Origin of the sequence: Dyadobacter pollutisoli (assembly GCF_026625565.1) — a bacterium.
GTDB lineage: Bacteria > Bacteroidota > Bacteroidia > Cytophagales > Spirosomataceae > Dyadobacter > Dyadobacter pollutisoli.
Genome location: NZ_CP112998.1, coordinates 809,666 through 824,865, shown reverse-complemented (window position 1 = coordinate 824,865; position 15,200 = coordinate 809,666). Strand labels below are relative to the sequence as shown.

Below are 15,200 nucleotides of genomic sequence, written 5' to 3'. Positions count from 1 at the left end.
TTACACAGCTAGGTTGAATAACTCCCTGGCAATCCCTTAGTGTTTTTGAAAAAAATTTACAGGCTGTAATCCCGCAGGTGGTCTTTGAGGTATTTAAGTGCTTTTGAAAGGTGAGCCTCCACCGTTTTTTCCGAAATATGGAGCGAAAGTGCAACACCCTTATTGGAAAGGCCTTTTTCCCGGCTCAAACTGAACACTTCCCTGCACTGGGGAGGAAGGCACGAAGCAATGAAGGTAATGCGTTCGTTGAGCTCGTGAAAAGCAAGCTGATCTTCGGTGGTATTGGTTTCCTCTCGCTGTCCGGAAGCGATGCCCGACAGATGTTTCCGATGGATCATTGTGGTACGGATATGTTCCAGCGCCGCCAGCTTGACGGCCCTGACGAGGTAGTTCTCCATCTCGCCCTCCAGTATCAGTACTTCACGCCTTTCCCACACCGAAAGAAAAACGTTATGGACGATCTCCGTAGCAATCTCCCTGTCACTCACCACATTAAAGCAAATGGCGCATAATTTTTTCACACACCTTTTGTAGGTGTGCTCAAAAGATTCCCGGGAAAATGGGTCGACAGGTTTCAAAACAAAAGAGGCTATCCTCAACATGGTATCCGGTACAAACCTACAAACTACCCAAGATATGATCTAATATTATTTAGAATAATTTAAAACAAACTGACCGTTGATCGGATGACAAAGAGTTTTGAATAAATTTTATTAAGAAATGAAACGCTCCGCTATTTAAGCCCGTAAGTTTTTCTCTTTCTTACATCTCCTGTTGAGGCTTTGAAATCCCTGTCAAATTCGCTCGTAACAAATCAAAGTACAGCTCGCGTTATTAACATTGGTCGAGGTCCTGACCCTTTGGATTTAAATCAGCTCATTTCGTCCGCTAGACAAAAACTGGCCAGGCCAAAAGGTTCCGACCAGTCTGTTTAGCATTGCCTACAATCACAATCCTACTTTGTTAACTTCAACAGATCCGTTATTATTCCGCCGGCAGTAACATTCACCAATTTTTCTGATTTTCCTGCCGCCGGATCATATTGGTAGTAACCATTCAAATTCATGCTGGGATTGTAAACTGGAAGGTAAAACTTGCCCTCGTACTTGTGTGTGCTGGGATAACTGTAAGCTGCCGTCAAAGGCAGATCCGAGATCACCGTCGCAGTCTGTGCATTCAGGTCCAGCTTTGCCCACCGCTGAACGGGACTATAAAATGCAAGGTTCGAGAGTTCCGCATACTCTGCTGCTGTAATCGAATTGACTGCCAGCTTGCCGATCAGTTCCAGCAATCTCGGAGGGTACGGCGCTGCGGAAATACAGGCGTAAGCAATTCCATTTGCATCATAGATAGTCCCCAGAAGCAATTGGAACATTGAACTCTGCTGTCCTACCGCATTGATTGGGTTAAAGGCATAGGTCGAGTCGAAGTCAGTTTTCCCGGCCGGAATTTTCAAAATTTGTGGTCTGGACCTTTTCGCAGCATTTGGCCCCAGTTGCCCATCCAGCCCATACTGGCCCTGCGTACTGATGTAAACGTTACCTGCTTCATCCACAACGCTGTGTTCCAGACCACGGGAGACCGGATAAGTGGCTTGTTTAAAAACGGCCGTTTTCTCCCATTTTTTTGTCGTTAGGTCCACCACTTCCACATATACATCCTGTGCGTCGTAAAACTGGCCGGTTTTGCTGCTGTTTGTTAGAAGAGAAGCAAATAGCTTGTTGTCGTTTGGACGGTAAGACAAATGCCCATAGACATTTCCTTCGTTCTCAGGGAAATTTTTGGCTTTTGACATATCGATCCGCCCCAGGTTTTCCATCGTTGCGGGGTTAAAAAGGAACAGTGACCTGTTTTCGCTGGTTGAGTAAACACCCAGGTTTTCATTGACGATCAGCACAGCCTGCAAATATTCCAGCAATGGAATGCTGGCTATTTCCACCACGGCGCCTGAGGATTTCAAAATAGCCTGCTTTGACAACTTTTTGTCTCCATCCAGCGAAATTCCATAGATAAAATTCTTATACGAAGTCCTCGCAAGGAAAGTACTGTAAGCCGTGTTTTTGGTCAGATCAACCTCGCCCGAAGGCTGTTGTGGGAAAAAACCGGCGTAATAGCTATAGCCCGCGGTCGACTGTGAAATGCTGGACAATAAAAATCCTTCTTCCTGATAAAGCGATTCAGGTTCGGATTTGGGTTCATCCTCGCTGCTGCATGAAACCAGCACGGCTGCAAACAAAACGGATCGTAATAGATTGGTTGTTTTCATTGGGCATTATTGTTTTTGTTGGAATGTTGTGGCAGGTGGCAGCAAACAGGCGCATAGCTTATGGCTTACTTCCCTAAAAGCCCGAAACCTCGTAAATGAGCTTTACATTGAAATTCGTCCCTGCGCGCGGCACCAGGTAGTTATCGAAAAGCTTGGCATTGAAGACGTTAATCACATTCAGGGAAGCGGTCAGGCCACGTTCTGCGAATTTGTAGGAGAAACCCGCATCCAGGCGATGCTGAACGGGCACGTAAGCTTCCGGCGTATTTTTGATGCTGTTGCCTTTACCAACGGTAATATGGTTAAACGGGGCGATGTAATTATAAAACAGGTAAGCCCGGAAACGATCATCGGTCTTCAACAATCCCTGTTTTTGCCACGAAAACTCCGAATTCCCATAGAAATTGGGGTTGTTTGGAAAGTCGGTGCCGACCAGGAACTGACTTTCCGCCAGCTTCATTTTCGTGAAAGTTTTACGCAGGAAAGTCAGGTTCGTTTTCAGGCTGAATGCATTTTTGAAGGTCAGTGCCAGATCGCCCTCGACACCCAAAGTCCGTACCTGGTCCGCATTGTCATATCTTCGGATCACGCCATTTCCGATGAAAATAATGTCGTGCTGGCTGCGGTAAAACCCGTTAATGTTCGTAGCAATGTTCAAAATTTTGCTAACCGGCTTGCTTATCACAACACCAATATTCAGGTTGTCGCTGCTTTCCGGCAACAGATCTGTATTGCGGACTATATCTGCACCGTTGCCTACGAACTGAGCAAACTGCGGGATCAGATACCCTTTTTCAACAGATGCGCGGGTAAAAATACCTTCGGCTATATCATACTTCATTGCCGTATTCCAGCCCCAGATGCCATCCTTCTTTTTAACCAGCTCAAATGTGTTGTTTTCTGCACCATCCAGCATATAATCGTACCTTTTAATGGCTGCCGAAAAGGTTAACCTGTTCAGAAACAAACCCTCATACTGGGCTCCGGCCACATTCTTGGCCAGATATTGAGGAATGCGAAGGTAATCCTGCATGGGATCGGCTTCCAGATAATCGATACCGGTCAGCTTTTGTCTGGCATACAAATTGGAAAAAAGCAGTTTGTGATCGGGGCTTATTTTAAAGGTAAAACTGCTCCGGTTGATCCAGCCATGAATGTAAGTATCTGAATTGGCCTCGTAATATTCGCCCGGGCTCTGCTTTCTTCCAATCACTTTGCCACTCCAGCTGTACACATTTCTGGTCGTATCCACATAATTCAAGGTCTGGTTGCTGTAATTAGCGGCTGTCGAAAACAGGGCACGCTGTTTCCAGAATGACTTTTCATATTTTAAAACAGCCGTCAGGTTTTCGGCTTTGTACCTGGCCTCTCCGAAAGCAGTCCCGCTTACCCTGGCGCCGTTTTGCAATTCTTTGTTTCCGCCTGAAACGTTCACCGAAAATTTCAGCTCGTCGGCCCAGAGCTTGCTGTGGGTGCCGACAGTTACACCGCCAAAAAAGATCTTATACTGGTCATGGAAGCGTTTGATGCGCTTGATCCTATTACCATCTTCAAAAATCCTGGCATCCATTCCGTAGCTGTTATCGGAATAATTGACAGCGCCGGTAACATGGACGAAGTAATTTTTCTTATTGGCCAGTCCCAATGCAAAATCGCCCAGATGGGTATTGTAAGAGCCGACATTGTAAGAAGCGCGAAGCGAATTGTATGATTTCTGTTCGGTTACCAGGTTAATCCCCCCACCTAACGCATCTGTACCAACGTCGACGGGCAATACGCCTTTGTAAACATCGATCCGTTTCAGGTTTCCAATCGGCAAAGTCGAAATATCGAAATTCGGATAAATGAATTCCATGGGCAGGCCATCAATGTAGACCCGGACCGCGTTGCCGCGCAAACCGTTAATAGAAATATCCGAAGGCTCCCCCAGTGAACTGGAACGCCGGATGCGCACACCTGAAAGCCGGTCGATGATGTCGGTGATCAGTACATTCTGGCTCACCACATTCTTAACCTCTACACTGCTGATCGTGATCGGTCTCATTTCCTGGACACGGCTTTGCTTTTCGGCTTTTATCAAAACCGTATCGAGATCTTTGGCATCGGCGATCAAAATGAGGTCTCCAACCATATCAGAACCGGAGATTTTGATTTCTTTTTCAAACGTTTTAAACCCCGCGTGGCTTACAACAAGTTTGTAATTACCTGCCGGAATATTCAAGAGCCGGAATGTACCATCCGCTTCCGACGCAGTCTCATATTTGGTATTATTCAAAGAGATAGAGACAAAAGGCAAAGCATTGCCCTCTTCATTTTTGACGGTTCCAGAAAAAGTAAAGCTCTGGCCAAATCCAATTTCAGGAGCAAGCATGCACATATAGAGCAGGAAAACTATTCTCATAGCTGATCATTTGCGAATTTTTTGTCAAATGTAATAGTTTATTTGTATTTAGTTTAAATAATATTAATATTTGAAAAAATAATTTTATGCCTTCATTCTATTTGATCTTTCTGGGAATGTACTTGTACTATTTTAAGTCAAAATACTACCCACACTTCCTGTACAGCCCGCAGGTGCCCGCTGCCCGGCTCATCGGATTGCTCTTGACAATATCCGGATCATTGTTATATGTGCGAGCTGATGGCTGGGCCGGTGGGCTTTTGCTGGCATTGGCGGCCAGCATGTCAGCGATGTGTATGGTCCAGCTCTTTGCGGTGATGGGTAAATTTTATTTCTATGGGATTGCCTTGGTCATACACATTTTACTGCTCATACAACTGATCTGCCATGCCAGCTAAAAAGCAATATCTGACAACAGCCGGCCAGCGTGCCCTCAAAATCACGGCAGGACTTTTCGGCGGCTACTTTCTTGCTGTGACCGTTCACATGCTTCTGGCTGTCGCACTCCCCTATCGCATGGAAATCATTCTTACCGGTGCCTTTTCGGTTTTTTTACTTTGGACAGCACTCATGATCATCGCATTTCTGATCCGGAATGGCTGGATCGTATGGGGCATCTATCTTCTTTCAATTCTTTTTTGCGTAGCAGGAATATATCTTCTGAAATAATTATGAAACTAAAAGGTCTATCGCCGCGACTCTACAACATTACTTTTAACACCCATACCATCTCGGGCATTGTGATCAGCTTTGCGCTTTATGTGATATTCTTTGCCGGGGCATTTACGCTCTTTAAAGATGAATTTTACCAGTGGGAAAATCCTGCTGCACGGCACACATTGCTCCAACCGGTCAACTATGATCAAATGCTCAGCAGCCTGAAAAAGTCCACCCCTCAATTTGATCTTTCAGAAGACATTACCATCGTCACAGAATCCATAGAAAGACCTCTGGTAAAGGTTTACGGGCATTTGATGGTACCCAAAGGCAAACCTGAGCAGCATTACTACACGACCTATTCTGTGGCGACCGGTGAATTTTTCAAGGATGAAAAAACCACGGTTGGAGAAACGTTATATCGGCTGCATTTTTTTGACCAGATCCCGTTGATAGGCAGGTACCTTTCCGGCTTTGTGGCACTGTTCTTTGCTTTCGCAGTCATTACAGGCGTAATGATCCACTGGCAAAACATGCTTACCAAGTTTCATGGCTTTTCGCTTAAAGGATCACTGAAAAATCTCTGGACAAATGCGCACACTGTTTTTGGTTTGCTGGGCCTGCCTTTCCAACTGATGTATGCAATTACCGGGGCTTACTACATGCTGTCATTTCTGGTTTTGCTTCCTGTGGTAATGGTGTTCTACGGCGGCAATCAGGAAAAAGCGATCAATGATATCTTTTCGGAACGCGCCATGGAAGTGAGTGAAACATCTCCCTTTAACACCAACAATGTAGGGGTAACCGGCATTCTCGAAAAACTAAAAAGCAATCACCCGGAATTGGACTTACATTACTTTCAGATCAAACATTACGACCGGGAGGATGGGATCGTTTCGGCTTCGCTGGAAAACAGCAAAACGTTCGCCGGTGACGGCTCAGTGGCGGTGAGATTGAAAGATGGAGAATTGATTTCCGACAAATTACCAGGCAAAAAGACTTACGCAGAATCCGTATTATTCGGCATATCCCGGCTGCATTTTGCGACTTTTGGAGGGCTTGCATTGAAGACAATCTATTTCCTGTTGGCCCTCTTTACCTGTTTCGTTATCATTAGCGGCGTATTGCTCTGGAAAGAGGCGAGGAATAAAAAAAGCTACACGGACAAACAAAAGCAGTTCCATCACAGGGTTACCATGTGGTACCTTGCCATTTCATTCGGTCTTTTCCCCGCCACAGCCATTCTGTTCAGTGCAGAATTACTAATACCGGGCGTTGAAAACCACGTTTTTCTGGTCAGGACTGTATTTTTCGTATCGTGGCTGGTTCTAAGTGTAGCGGGGTTGCTGTTGAAAACGGAATCGAGAATCACCTGGTTTTACCTGCTTGCCGGTGGGCTGTTTTCGCTTCTGGTTCCTGTTGCAAATGGATTCGCAACAGGTGACTGGATTTTTGCTGCGTGGTCGCAAGGAATTTATTATACTGCCCTTACAGATGCTTTTTGGGCTGGAACCGGGATTATTTCCTTAGTCCTGACTATGTCAATCGGCAGGAATTTTAATAGATCATCCGCTGAAATTCATGATAATACAAGATCACGCCGCAACGCAACGAAAGCTCTCAAACTGAATTGAAATTATATATACGCAACCTGACTGATGAAAACCCATTGCCTCGCCTTCTTTTAGACTTCGCCTAAAACACCAGTATGCAGGTTTAGGACAGCTTCCAATTTAAAATAAACTGACCTAGCTGGCGAACACTCATCGACCTACCAGCTTGGAAGCACTCGACATGCTGGTAGAAGTCAAGGCCGACGAGGGTTGATAAAATATACGCCACGACGCAAAAAAACGACAAGCCACTCTCACAATCCTCGACTGCGCACATAAATCCGCTAAGAGGAGATCGTGGCATTTTATCCGATTTTACTCAACCATTTATAGCTTATGCCAAACTCTGCATGAAATTCCGGTTGCATTTGAGGCTGAATACTACCGGAAAAGGCGATGAGCATTTGAAATTGCAAATATGGACTAACCCACAAAAGTGTTAACAACAAAGGAAAACGTCACTGTGCTGCAAAGCCCAAATCCTCAGTATGGTTGCAAGCTCCTTATTTAAAGCCTTTATTCAAGTAAAAGCAGGTTTATGTTTATGAAAACGCTCCTTTTACTTGAATAGAATGTCTGTAAACAATAACATATACGATTTTGCCCGCAGTCGTTTGAAATATTTGCTTGTTATCAGGAAAGAAACATACCTATATTCTAGGTGGACTTTTTGCTGGCAGCTGCATTTTCGTATGCCAAGTCGATCATTTGCTGCATAGTACAGTGCAGTTTTTGCATGTCATCAGGATCATTGATGTCAATTCCGCAGAAAGTGCTGCCATTTACCTTTGTATGCAGCACGATGTAGTCGGCTATCATCTGCAGGTAATTTCGTTTTGTGGTCTGGTCCAGAAAAGAAGCAGAGATTAACTGCTCGACTTGCTGGGACCCGCTGAGCATACGTGAGACTATTCCGTCAAATACTTTCGAATTGATTCCTGCTATCTGGGCCAGTAAAGTAAACTGCTGCATCACCTTTCCCTGGGCTAGTTTTTTTGGTAGAATCCCGTCGTCGAGCGCAAAATCTTTATCGCCGATATGTATACGTCTGTTGAGCAAATCATATGCCTGACTCAGTCGATAGTCTCCCTGATCGGTTTCAAGAAGCGAGAAGTTTTTCAGATGCGCATCACCGTTAGAGAATAAATAGTTGAACATTAATGTGCGGAGCAACTTTGGAGCTTCGACTGTGTAAGCGGGCACATACTTTTGCATCAGCTCAAAGATCTCTAAATAATTTCCTAGGTATTTATAGTGTTCTCCGTGGGTTTGAGGCGTACGTCCTGCCAATGACGCAAAATCATCCTGCGCACGTTTCCTGCCATCGGCATGCCTGTCAAATCGTTTCGTAATATGGGCCTGCGCGCCATCGGCAAAAAAGATCAGGGCGTTCTCCGCTGTTTCAATACCGTAAACCTGCCTGGCGATCTGCATAGTCAGATGCTCGTTGGCCGGCATTTGGTCCGGCTTGCAGCCTGCGGTCGGTATCGGCTTTAAGATATAGGTACCTTGCTCGTCTTCCTGGATCAATCGCAGTTTATTCTTGTCAAGGGTTACCGAGAACTTTTCCTGGACACCCGATATGGAGATCCGTTTGCGGTTCTCGTCAAAAAGCTGATCCGTATCCTGATTAGTCGCCGGCGAGCCATAGCTGAGAATATGGCTTACGCGCTTGCCATTGAAGACCCTTCTGAGGCAATTCCTGCTGTAAGTGTCATAGCCGGGCGCCAATGTGCCCGGGCAAAATTCAATAACTGGTAAGCTCATCGTTTGGGATTTTAATAATTGTCACGGCTCCAATCGTGTCGCTTTTTGCAGTCGTGAGCAGCAAGCCGAAGTAGTCGCTTCGATCTATTCGGTTCAGGTGACAGACCAATTCTTTATTGGAGCCTTCGGGCAGCATGTTATAGAAAAAAGCAAACGTATTCAGACTGATAAGCCTGAATCGTTTTTGGTAAAGTCAGACTGATAGCGGGTTTTGAACTGTCTTCCACCCATTCTTTGTGGTACTGAAATTCAAACCTGCCTTGGTCATCCTGCGATAGAATACCAGCCTCTTCTCCTCTGAAAAGAACTTATGCGGCTCTCATGGATTAATTGTTTTTTTACGCTCAGGGTGATTTCAAGGCCCAGGGCATCACACAGCTTTTTTAATGTTGATAGCGTGGGATTGCCCTTGCCGGACTCAAATTTTTTTAAAGCACCCAGCGCTACACCAGATAAGTCCGATAGCCCTTTTTGGGTAACCCGCAGTGATTGCCGCCTTGCTTTGATCGCCTCAATGATAGGTAAAAAGTACATTATAATATCCTTTTTAATTTAAATATAGTGCTTTATTGTAAATACCAGCAAAAAGTATTCGATAATGTACTTTTCATGTGAAAGGTTGGCAAAGATTGAAGTACGGAATAGAAAGTACACTTAAATGTACTTTCTACAGGGAGCAAGGTTCAAATCCTCTGGATGACAATAAGGGTATGTTCTGTATTTTTATTGGGCGCATACGCATAACATAACCTCTTGCCCTTGAAGGTACTTTGATTCGATTGGCATCAAAGCCTTCAATCGACGTCCTTAGTTTGAATGATAGGAGTACCAGGTGTGATCTAAATCAAAGCAGACGTTCAAAATTCTGGCGTATCTGCAATTTTAGCAGTCCGCTCAACGCCTGTACCAGCGGTGAGGATTGTTCTGATTTGTGAATAAGAACATGCCTGATGACGATTTCTTTAAATGGTGTTCCATCCGCGTTGATGATCGGCATAGAGACCAGATCACTCTCCTTCTTCAAATCAAGTGATGCTGGTATAAATGCAATCCCTTTTCCAGTCCTGACCATACTTTTTAACAAATCAAACGATGGCACGTAGTGGGCTATGTTGCTTTCCCGGTGAAAGCCGGCAGCACGGCAAACTTCTTCAAGTTGGGCGTAAAACAGGCCTGCCTCAGGGCCATGATCAATCCACTTTTCTTTCTTCAAATCAGTTAGCTGTACCGCTTTTTGGTCAGCTAAATGGTGCTGTCGGTTCATAAGGTCAACCCCATACTTATTACTGATCCGGGCATGCACCAGTTTTACCAGTTGTTGTGGATCGTGGGTGCCCTCCGAGAGAGCCCTGATCACTTTTCGCATCGATTTGGCCCCAATGTCTCAGATATAGTTGCTCAGGCGGATATTACACCGCTGCAAGATTAAATCTAAGGCTTGTTCAGCCCGCTGCGAGTGACGGTTCAGATAGAATATCTTCCGGTTATAGTAGCGCAGTTGCTGGGTTTGGTCATCAGGAATGAAACTGGATTTGATCAATCCCTTTTGCAGCACCATCGCAATCCAATGCATCTTTTACATCTGTTTTTCGACCGGGAAGCTGGCGTATGAAGTAGGGATTGATCAACTTTACGTCAAAATCAGCTTCCAGAATACGCCATACAGGTACCCAATAAATACGGGTGCTTTCAAGAGCTACCTCCGTCACATGATGCAAGCAGAGCATCTGACGCAAACGTTCAAGCTCAAGGGTTAAGGTGCCGAAAACTCCCTCAAACTTCTCGCCAGAATCTGTTAATATGCACATAAAGACGCTATCTTTGTGTACATCAAGACCACAAAATCCTTCCATAATTGTTTGGTTTTTTGGTACATCACTATAACAATTATGGAGGCGATTGCGTAGCCCATTTTTATCCAACGCGATCATAAATCTCCGCTTTTATTTAAGTTTGTTATTGCAAAAACCAAACAATTTTGGCTGGGGGAATATAGGTTACCCTGTTGAGTTACGGATTTTAAGTTATTGATTTTCAATTATATAAGACAGTGGTTCGAATCCATGCACAAGAATACATGACCTGCACCACTTCGAGCCTGCCTATTTCGATCTGCTGTGACTTTGAAAGCGTGTCCCACAGTTTGTGCCCTTCCAGTGAAACCAGTTTTTCAGGCATAAACAACGTATCTGAATCCGGTTCATCATCCCATGGAATGTATGTTTCCGGTAGTAAAGGGCTTACTTTACTAAGCTGGATCATACGTTCAACATGGACCTCAAATTTGTCGTATCCATTTTGTTGTAGTTAAGCATACCTCTGTTGAGTAGCACTACAAAGAAACGACATGTTAAAGAATTAGATCTTGTCCTTCGACATAGATTCGTCTTGTCGTAGGACAAGATCTAGCTCATGGATACTGGGCACAACATACCTTTTAGGTAAACTGCACTGGCCGCCTATGTTTGCGGTGATTAAAAATCCAATCAACCAAGAATCTTGGCCAGATTTTTATAACCCGTTGCTACGTTCTCCATAGCAGGAGCCATATCCTGCTCAATGAAGAAATATTGGAGACCTGCAATTTTTGCCGCTTCGAAAATCCGTTTGAATTCCACTACGCCATTGCCTACTTCTGTGATCGTCTGCAGATCACTTTTGATGTCCTTTGCGTGCCACAAGGGAAAACGGCCCGGATGTTCCTTGAAAAGTGCCACCGGATCCTTACCCGCTTTGGTAGCCCAGGCCAGATCCAGTTCCATTTTCACCAGATCTTTGTCGGTTTGTGACAAAACGAGCTCATAGGGTGTTTTTCCTCCCTCCACGGCATCAAATTCTGTTGCATGATTGTGGTAAGCAAAACCAATTCCTGCCTTTTTTGCGGCTTCTCCGGTTTTTTGGAATACTTCAATAGAATTTTTGATTTCCTCTAAATTGGCCACCGGCGTACTGGCGCACACCAGGTAACTTAGTTCTGCTTCCGCAGCATCGTCCACCAGTTGCTGATAATTGTCCCTCAATGTAAGCAGTGCCGGCATTTTGGGTATTTCAATGGGCTTTCCGTCTGCTCCTTTGGGCATTTTATCCGGAGGCGGCATTTTGAATGGCGCGCCCAGGGCGTGATGTGCGCGCCATTTGAGGCCAACACCTTCTACCAATTTCTTAAATTCCTTCGGCTTGTAGCCGTAATAACCTCCACGTGTACTGAATGCTGACTCTACCTCCTGATAGCCGATCGCCGCAATCTTTTTCAGGGTTCCTTCCGGGTCTTCGTTCATTGGTTTGAAGACCGTAAAGAGCTGAATGCCGATCGGCCATGATGCCGCCATGTTGCCAAACAAACCTGATGCCTTTGAAATAGCTGGTAATATAAGCCCTCCCGCTATTGCGGCTCCGGCCTGTTTAAGAAAACGTCTTCTATCTGTGCTCATAAAAATCTATTAATTAGGTTAAAATGATAAAATACTTTGTTGGCTTTCGGCTGTCGGCCATCGGCTGTCGATTTCCCCATCGATTGCCGAAAGCCGACTGCCGACTGCTAATGTAAAATTTGCCCCCTCTACTGTATAAATTTAATTTTCGAAAACGACATCAGCGGCTGAATGGGTTTGGCCTTGTCATTTTTGAATACGAAATACAAATCATGCTTACCCGAAGTGTCTTTGACCTTAATATAAACGGGTGGCCTTGCAAATGGATTTCGCTGTTTTACAACCTCTCCTGGCTTTGCATTCTTTTTCTCGCTTTCCATTTCTGCCATTACTTTGGCAATGTCAATGGGCGGGGCAACATCTACCTGTTTTTCCCCTATCAAATCACCGGTTGGCGAATCAAGCCTTATTTCGATTACTCCTCCAATACTCCCCTCCCTTGTCTCGGCGGATGCGTTAAGCTCTATCTGCCCGATACCGGTCAGATCGATCTGCTTGAAACCAAGATAGCTCCCTTGAAAGGACACAACGCTGAATCCGAGTCCGGCAACGCCCAATGCTTTCAATTCGGCCCCTTTTATGATGGGCGCCTCGGCAGCATTCACTTCGGGACTGCGGAGAATGATCATTTCCTCTGATGTTTGCGCAGGGATAGCCTTGGCCCCACTCACTGCATGGTCCGTATAGGCTGCCCGGATTAAAACCGAGCCGTTGCCATTGTCGCCCTTCGGAATTGCAGGGGTGTACTCCCCTTTTACAGAAAGCGAACTTAACGTTTTGTCGGTGCTGTTCAGGATGTATTTGACAATTACTTCCGCGTCGGCAATGGGTAGGGACGGGTGGGCGGCCATAGCCACTTCTCCCCAAACCCCTGACCCGCCTTTTAAAACCTTCTGTACAAGCTGGTCCAGGGCTCCGGCCTGGCCCTTGTATTTATTGGAAATGTCAGCAAACGACGGCCCGACAGATTTCGCGTTAGGCTGGTGACAGACTTTACAATCACTTTTACCCATTAAAACCTGGGCAACTGCAAATTGAGTGGTGGCATCTACACTTCGCTGATTCTGAACCACTTCGGCGTAGTCAAAACCCTCGGAAGTATAGTCAATGCTCACCGCGACCTGGCTAGGCTTAATTTTCCCCTCTGACAGGCTGCCGTCTTCTTTATCAGCCACATCCACAGTGTAGGCGATTGGCTTATCAGCAAAGAAAAAGGTTTTATTTCCGGCGAGGTTCACCGAAACCTGCGGAGGTGCATTTCCGGCCACAATCCTGATGGACTCTGTATTAGCAGCGCCCTTGGAATCGGTGACGGTCAATGTAGCGCTATAAACACCGGGCTTACTAAAAGTGACAGTCGGACTGGCTGATTGAAAAGTCTGGGGCGCGGCGCCGCTGCTGGTTATTTTCCAGCTGTATTTGAGCTGGTCCCCGTCAAAATCTCTTGTTCCTTCTGATGATAATTTGGCTGTGAAAGGCACAGAGCCGCCTTTTTTATCCGTAGCAATCTGAACGACTGGCTTGCGGTTTCCACCATTATATTCAATCCTGACCAGGCGCGAGTTATCACTTTTACGAAACCAGTTGCTGCCGTATTCCAGAATGTAAAGATCACCATCAGGGCCAAATTTGATATCAATGGGCTGCACGGGATGATAGGAGGGCAAAACACGTTCCATTGACTCATAATCACCGTTGCTCTTCATCGAAATAGCCATGATCCAGCCCCGTGAAAAGTCTGCGGCGATCCATTTATTTTCGTAATAGGCAGGCCAAGGCCGTTTCGGGTTTTTAAAATCAGATTGGTGATATATCGGACCACCCGTAGCACTTCGGGATCCTGAACCAACCAACGGAAATTTCTCCGATACGCCATAGGGATAGTAAATAAAAGTAGGCGCGGTAGGAAACAATTTTTCCAGACCCGTATTGTTCGGCGAATTGTTAACCAGGTTCTTAGGATCTTTTTTGGCGAGAGGCTTATTCGTCCCATAGTCAAAAACTGGAAATGCCTGGTCGTCTGCCACAAACCATGGCCAGCCAAAATTCCCCGGCTTCCGGGCCTGATTGAGCTCATCATAACCTCTCGGCCCGATTTCGGAATCTTCACCTGCATCCGGGCCTACTTCTCCCCAATAAACAAATCCTGTTTGACTATCCACACTAATCCGCCACGGATTACGATGCCCCATGGAGTATATTTCCGGTCTGGTTTTCGCAGTCCCTTTTGGATAAAGATTGCCTTCGGGAATAGTGTAGCTTCCATCGGCTTGCGGATGTATCCTCAAAATCTTTCCTCTCAGATCATTCGTATTGCCAGCATGCCCCTGATCATCCCAACTGGCACGGCCCGGGCGTTCGTCTGTTTGTGCAGCCTGCTGGTTTCCTGTATTGTTACCAACTGTCAGGAAAAGATTGCCTGCCTTGTCCCAGGTCATTCCTCCCCCTGTGTGGCAGCAAACTTCCCGCTGTGTTTCCACTGCGATCACATCTTTTTTGGAGGATTCTACCAGCTGGTCGTCTATTAATTCCCAGCGCGACAAAACGTGCTTTTTCTCTGTGGGATGGGCATAATAAAGGTAAATCCAGTGGTTTTTCTCAAAGTTCGGATCAAAAGTCAGCCCCATCAATCCCTCTTCGGCTTCTCTTACAACACCCTCTGCACTGGTATATTTTGTGTTAACAGCAATGGTCGCAATCAGCTCTGTGGTTTTCGTTGACGGGTTGTATTTTTTTAAAGCGCCTTTTCTTTCGGCGATATAAGCGCTACCATCTTTCAACACTTCAAAAACCATGGGCTCGTCCAGGTTGTCAGCCACAACAACCGGCGTAAAACGGCTTTCATCCGGCTTGACAGGCTCATCTTGAATGGTAAAAGCAGCCAGAAGCATTGCCAAAAGCAAATTCATTGAGAATCTCAGAAGGCCGGTAATTCCCGGAAAGGAGGTAAAGGTCAGCATCATGGGCACATATAATAGATTATCAATTGAATATAAGAATATTTAAAGAAAAAATAGTACCTTATAAAAAGGAGCCGGATTCATCGTCCGGCTTCCTTCTTTCTC

13 protein-coding genes and 1 pseudogene are annotated in these 15,200 nt (G+C 45.6%); 3 read left to right on the top strand and 11 right to left on the bottom strand.

What is annotated here, in order from left to right; translation table 11 throughout:
• Nucleotides 1-56: 56 nt before the first annotated feature.
• The 3 genes from ON006_RS03550 to ON006_RS03540 all read right to left on the bottom strand — a co-directional run bounded on the left by ON006_RS03550 (nt 57) and on the right by ON006_RS03540 (nt 4,667).
• On the bottom strand, nt 57-602 hold the full coding sequence (locus ON006_RS03550; protein ID WP_255773037.1) for an RNA polymerase sigma-70 factor: 546 nt from the start codon (nt 600-602) through the stop codon (nt 57-59).
• 353 nt (nt 603-955) lie between these two features.
• Complete coding sequence (locus ON006_RS03545; RefSeq protein WP_244823931.1) at nt 956-2,266, bottom strand: DUF4374 domain-containing protein; 1,311 nt, start codon at nt 2,264-2,266, stop codon at nt 956-958.
• Between the two features lie 73 nt (nt 2,267-2,339).
• The gene (locus tag ON006_RS03540) at nt 2,340-4,667 is read right to left on the bottom strand and encodes a TonB-dependent receptor (RefSeq protein WP_244823930.1); all 2,328 of its coding nucleotides are present in this window, start codon (nt 4,665-4,667) and stop codon (nt 2,340-2,342) included.
• Between the two features lie 86 nt (nt 4,668-4,753).
• On the opposite strand from ON006_RS03540, the gene ON006_RS03535 reads away from it, so the two are divergent.
• From ON006_RS03535 to ON006_RS03525, 3 genes are read left to right on the top strand one after another with little or no spacing between them, the layout of a single operon-like run.
• Nucleotides 4,754-5,065: a hypothetical protein gene (locus ON006_RS03535; protein WP_244823929.1), complete on the top strand. Its 312-nt coding sequence runs from the start codon at nt 4,754-4,756 to the stop codon at nt 5,063-5,065.
• Entirely contained in the window at nt 5,055-5,336 is a 282-nt protein-coding gene (locus ON006_RS03530) for a hypothetical protein (RefSeq protein ID WP_244823928.1), read from the top strand. Before ON006_RS03535 ends, ON006_RS03530 begins: the two co-directional genes overlap by 11 nt.
• A 2-nt stretch (nt 5,337-5,338) precedes the next feature.
• Nucleotides 5,339-6,958, top strand: coding sequence for a PepSY-associated TM helix domain-containing protein (locus ON006_RS03525; protein ID WP_244823927.1), 1,620 nt, complete (start codon nt 5,339-5,341; stop codon nt 6,956-6,958).
• 636 nt (nt 6,959-7,594) lie between these two features.
• Here ON006_RS03525 and ON006_RS03520 read toward each other — a convergent pair.
• The 8 genes and pseudogenes from ON006_RS03520 to ON006_RS03485 all read right to left on the bottom strand — a co-directional run bounded on the left by ON006_RS03520 (nt 7,595) and on the right by ON006_RS03485 (nt 15,098).
• On the bottom strand, nt 7,595-8,704 hold the full coding sequence (locus tag ON006_RS03520) for a type II toxin-antitoxin system HipA family toxin (RefSeq protein ID WP_244823926.1): 1,110 nt from the start codon (nt 8,702-8,704) through the stop codon (nt 7,595-7,597).
• A pseudogene (locus ON006_RS03515) lies at nt 8,685-8,985 on the bottom strand (HipA N-terminal domain-containing protein). The gene ON006_RS03520 and the pseudogene ON006_RS03515 overlap by 20 nt, the downstream one beginning before the upstream one ends.
• Nucleotides 8,969-9,238: a helix-turn-helix domain-containing protein gene (locus ON006_RS03510; protein WP_244823925.1), complete on the bottom strand. Its 270-nt coding sequence runs from the start codon at nt 9,236-9,238 to the stop codon at nt 8,969-8,971. Before ON006_RS03510 ends, ON006_RS03515 begins: the two are co-directional and overlap by 17 nt.
• 310 nt (nt 9,239-9,548) lie before the next feature.
• Complete coding sequence (locus tag ON006_RS03505) at nt 9,549-10,061, bottom strand: LysR substrate-binding domain-containing protein (protein WP_244823924.1); 513 nt, start codon at nt 10,059-10,061, stop codon at nt 9,549-9,551.
• Between the two features lie 157 nt (nt 10,062-10,218).
• Nucleotides 10,219-10,635 (bottom strand): IS110 family transposase, encoded by a 417-nt coding sequence (locus ON006_RS03500; RefSeq protein ID WP_244823923.1) that lies wholly within the window; start codon nt 10,633-10,635, stop codon nt 10,219-10,221.
• A 103-nt stretch (nt 10,636-10,738) separates the two neighbouring features.
• Nucleotides 10,739-10,966, bottom strand: coding sequence for a diiron oxygenase (locus ON006_RS03495; protein WP_244823922.1), 228 nt, complete (start codon nt 10,964-10,966; stop codon nt 10,739-10,741).
• 224 nt (nt 10,967-11,190) lie between these two features.
• Nucleotides 11,191-12,135 (bottom strand): sugar phosphate isomerase/epimerase family protein, encoded by a 945-nt coding sequence (locus tag ON006_RS03490; protein ID WP_244823921.1) that lies wholly within the window; start codon nt 12,133-12,135, stop codon nt 11,191-11,193.
• Nucleotides 12,136-12,263: 128 nt separating this feature from the next.
• Nucleotides 12,264-15,098, bottom strand: coding sequence for a PQQ-dependent sugar dehydrogenase (locus tag ON006_RS03485; RefSeq protein ID WP_244823920.1), 2,835 nt, complete (start codon nt 15,096-15,098; stop codon nt 12,264-12,266).
• Nucleotides 15,099-15,200 lie beyond the last annotated feature (102 nt).

Bases quoted from the DNA above. Each gene is read 5' to 3' on its own strand.
- ON006_RS03540 (WP_244823930.1), bottom strand. From the start codon at position 4,667: ATGAGAATAGTTTTCCTGCTCTATATGTGCATGCTTGCTCCTGAAATT.
- ON006_RS03525 (WP_244823927.1), top strand. From the start codon at position 5,339: ATGAAACTAAAAGGTCTATCGCCGCGACTCTACAACATTACTTTTAAC.
- ON006_RS03485 (WP_244823920.1), bottom strand. From the start codon at position 15,098: ATGATGCTGACCTTTACCTCCTTTCCGGGAATTACCGGCCTTCTGAGA.
- ON006_RS03550 (WP_255773037.1), bottom strand. From the start codon at position 602: ATGTTGAGGATAGCCTCTTTTGTTTTGAAACCTGTCGACCCATTTTCC.
- ON006_RS03535 (WP_244823929.1), top strand. From the start codon at position 4,754: ATGCCTTCATTCTATTTGATCTTTCTGGGAATGTACTTGTACTATTTT.
- ON006_RS03495 (WP_244823922.1), bottom strand. From the start codon at position 10,966: ATGATCCAGCTTAGTAAAGTAAGCCCTTTACTACCGGAAACATACATT.
- ON006_RS03490 (WP_244823921.1), bottom strand. From the start codon at position 12,135: ATGAGCACAGATAGAAGACGTTTTCTTAAACAGGCCGGAGCCGCAATA.
- ON006_RS03510 (WP_244823925.1), bottom strand. From the start codon at position 9,238: ATGTACTTTTTACCTATCATTGAGGCGATCAAAGCAAGGCGGCAATCA.
- ON006_RS03500 (WP_244823923.1), bottom strand. From the start codon at position 10,635: ATGATCGCGTTGGATAAAAATGGGCTACGCAATCGCCTCCATAATTGT.
- ON006_RS03545 (WP_244823931.1), bottom strand. From the start codon at position 2,266: ATGAAAACAACCAATCTATTACGATCCGTTTTGTTTGCAGCCGTGCTG.
- ON006_RS03520 (WP_244823926.1), bottom strand. From the start codon at position 8,704: ATGAGCTTACCAGTTATTGAATTTTGCCCGGGCACATTGGCGCCCGGC.
- ON006_RS03530 (WP_244823928.1), top strand. From the start codon at position 5,055: ATGCCAGCTAAAAAGCAATATCTGACAACAGCCGGCCAGCGTGCCCTC.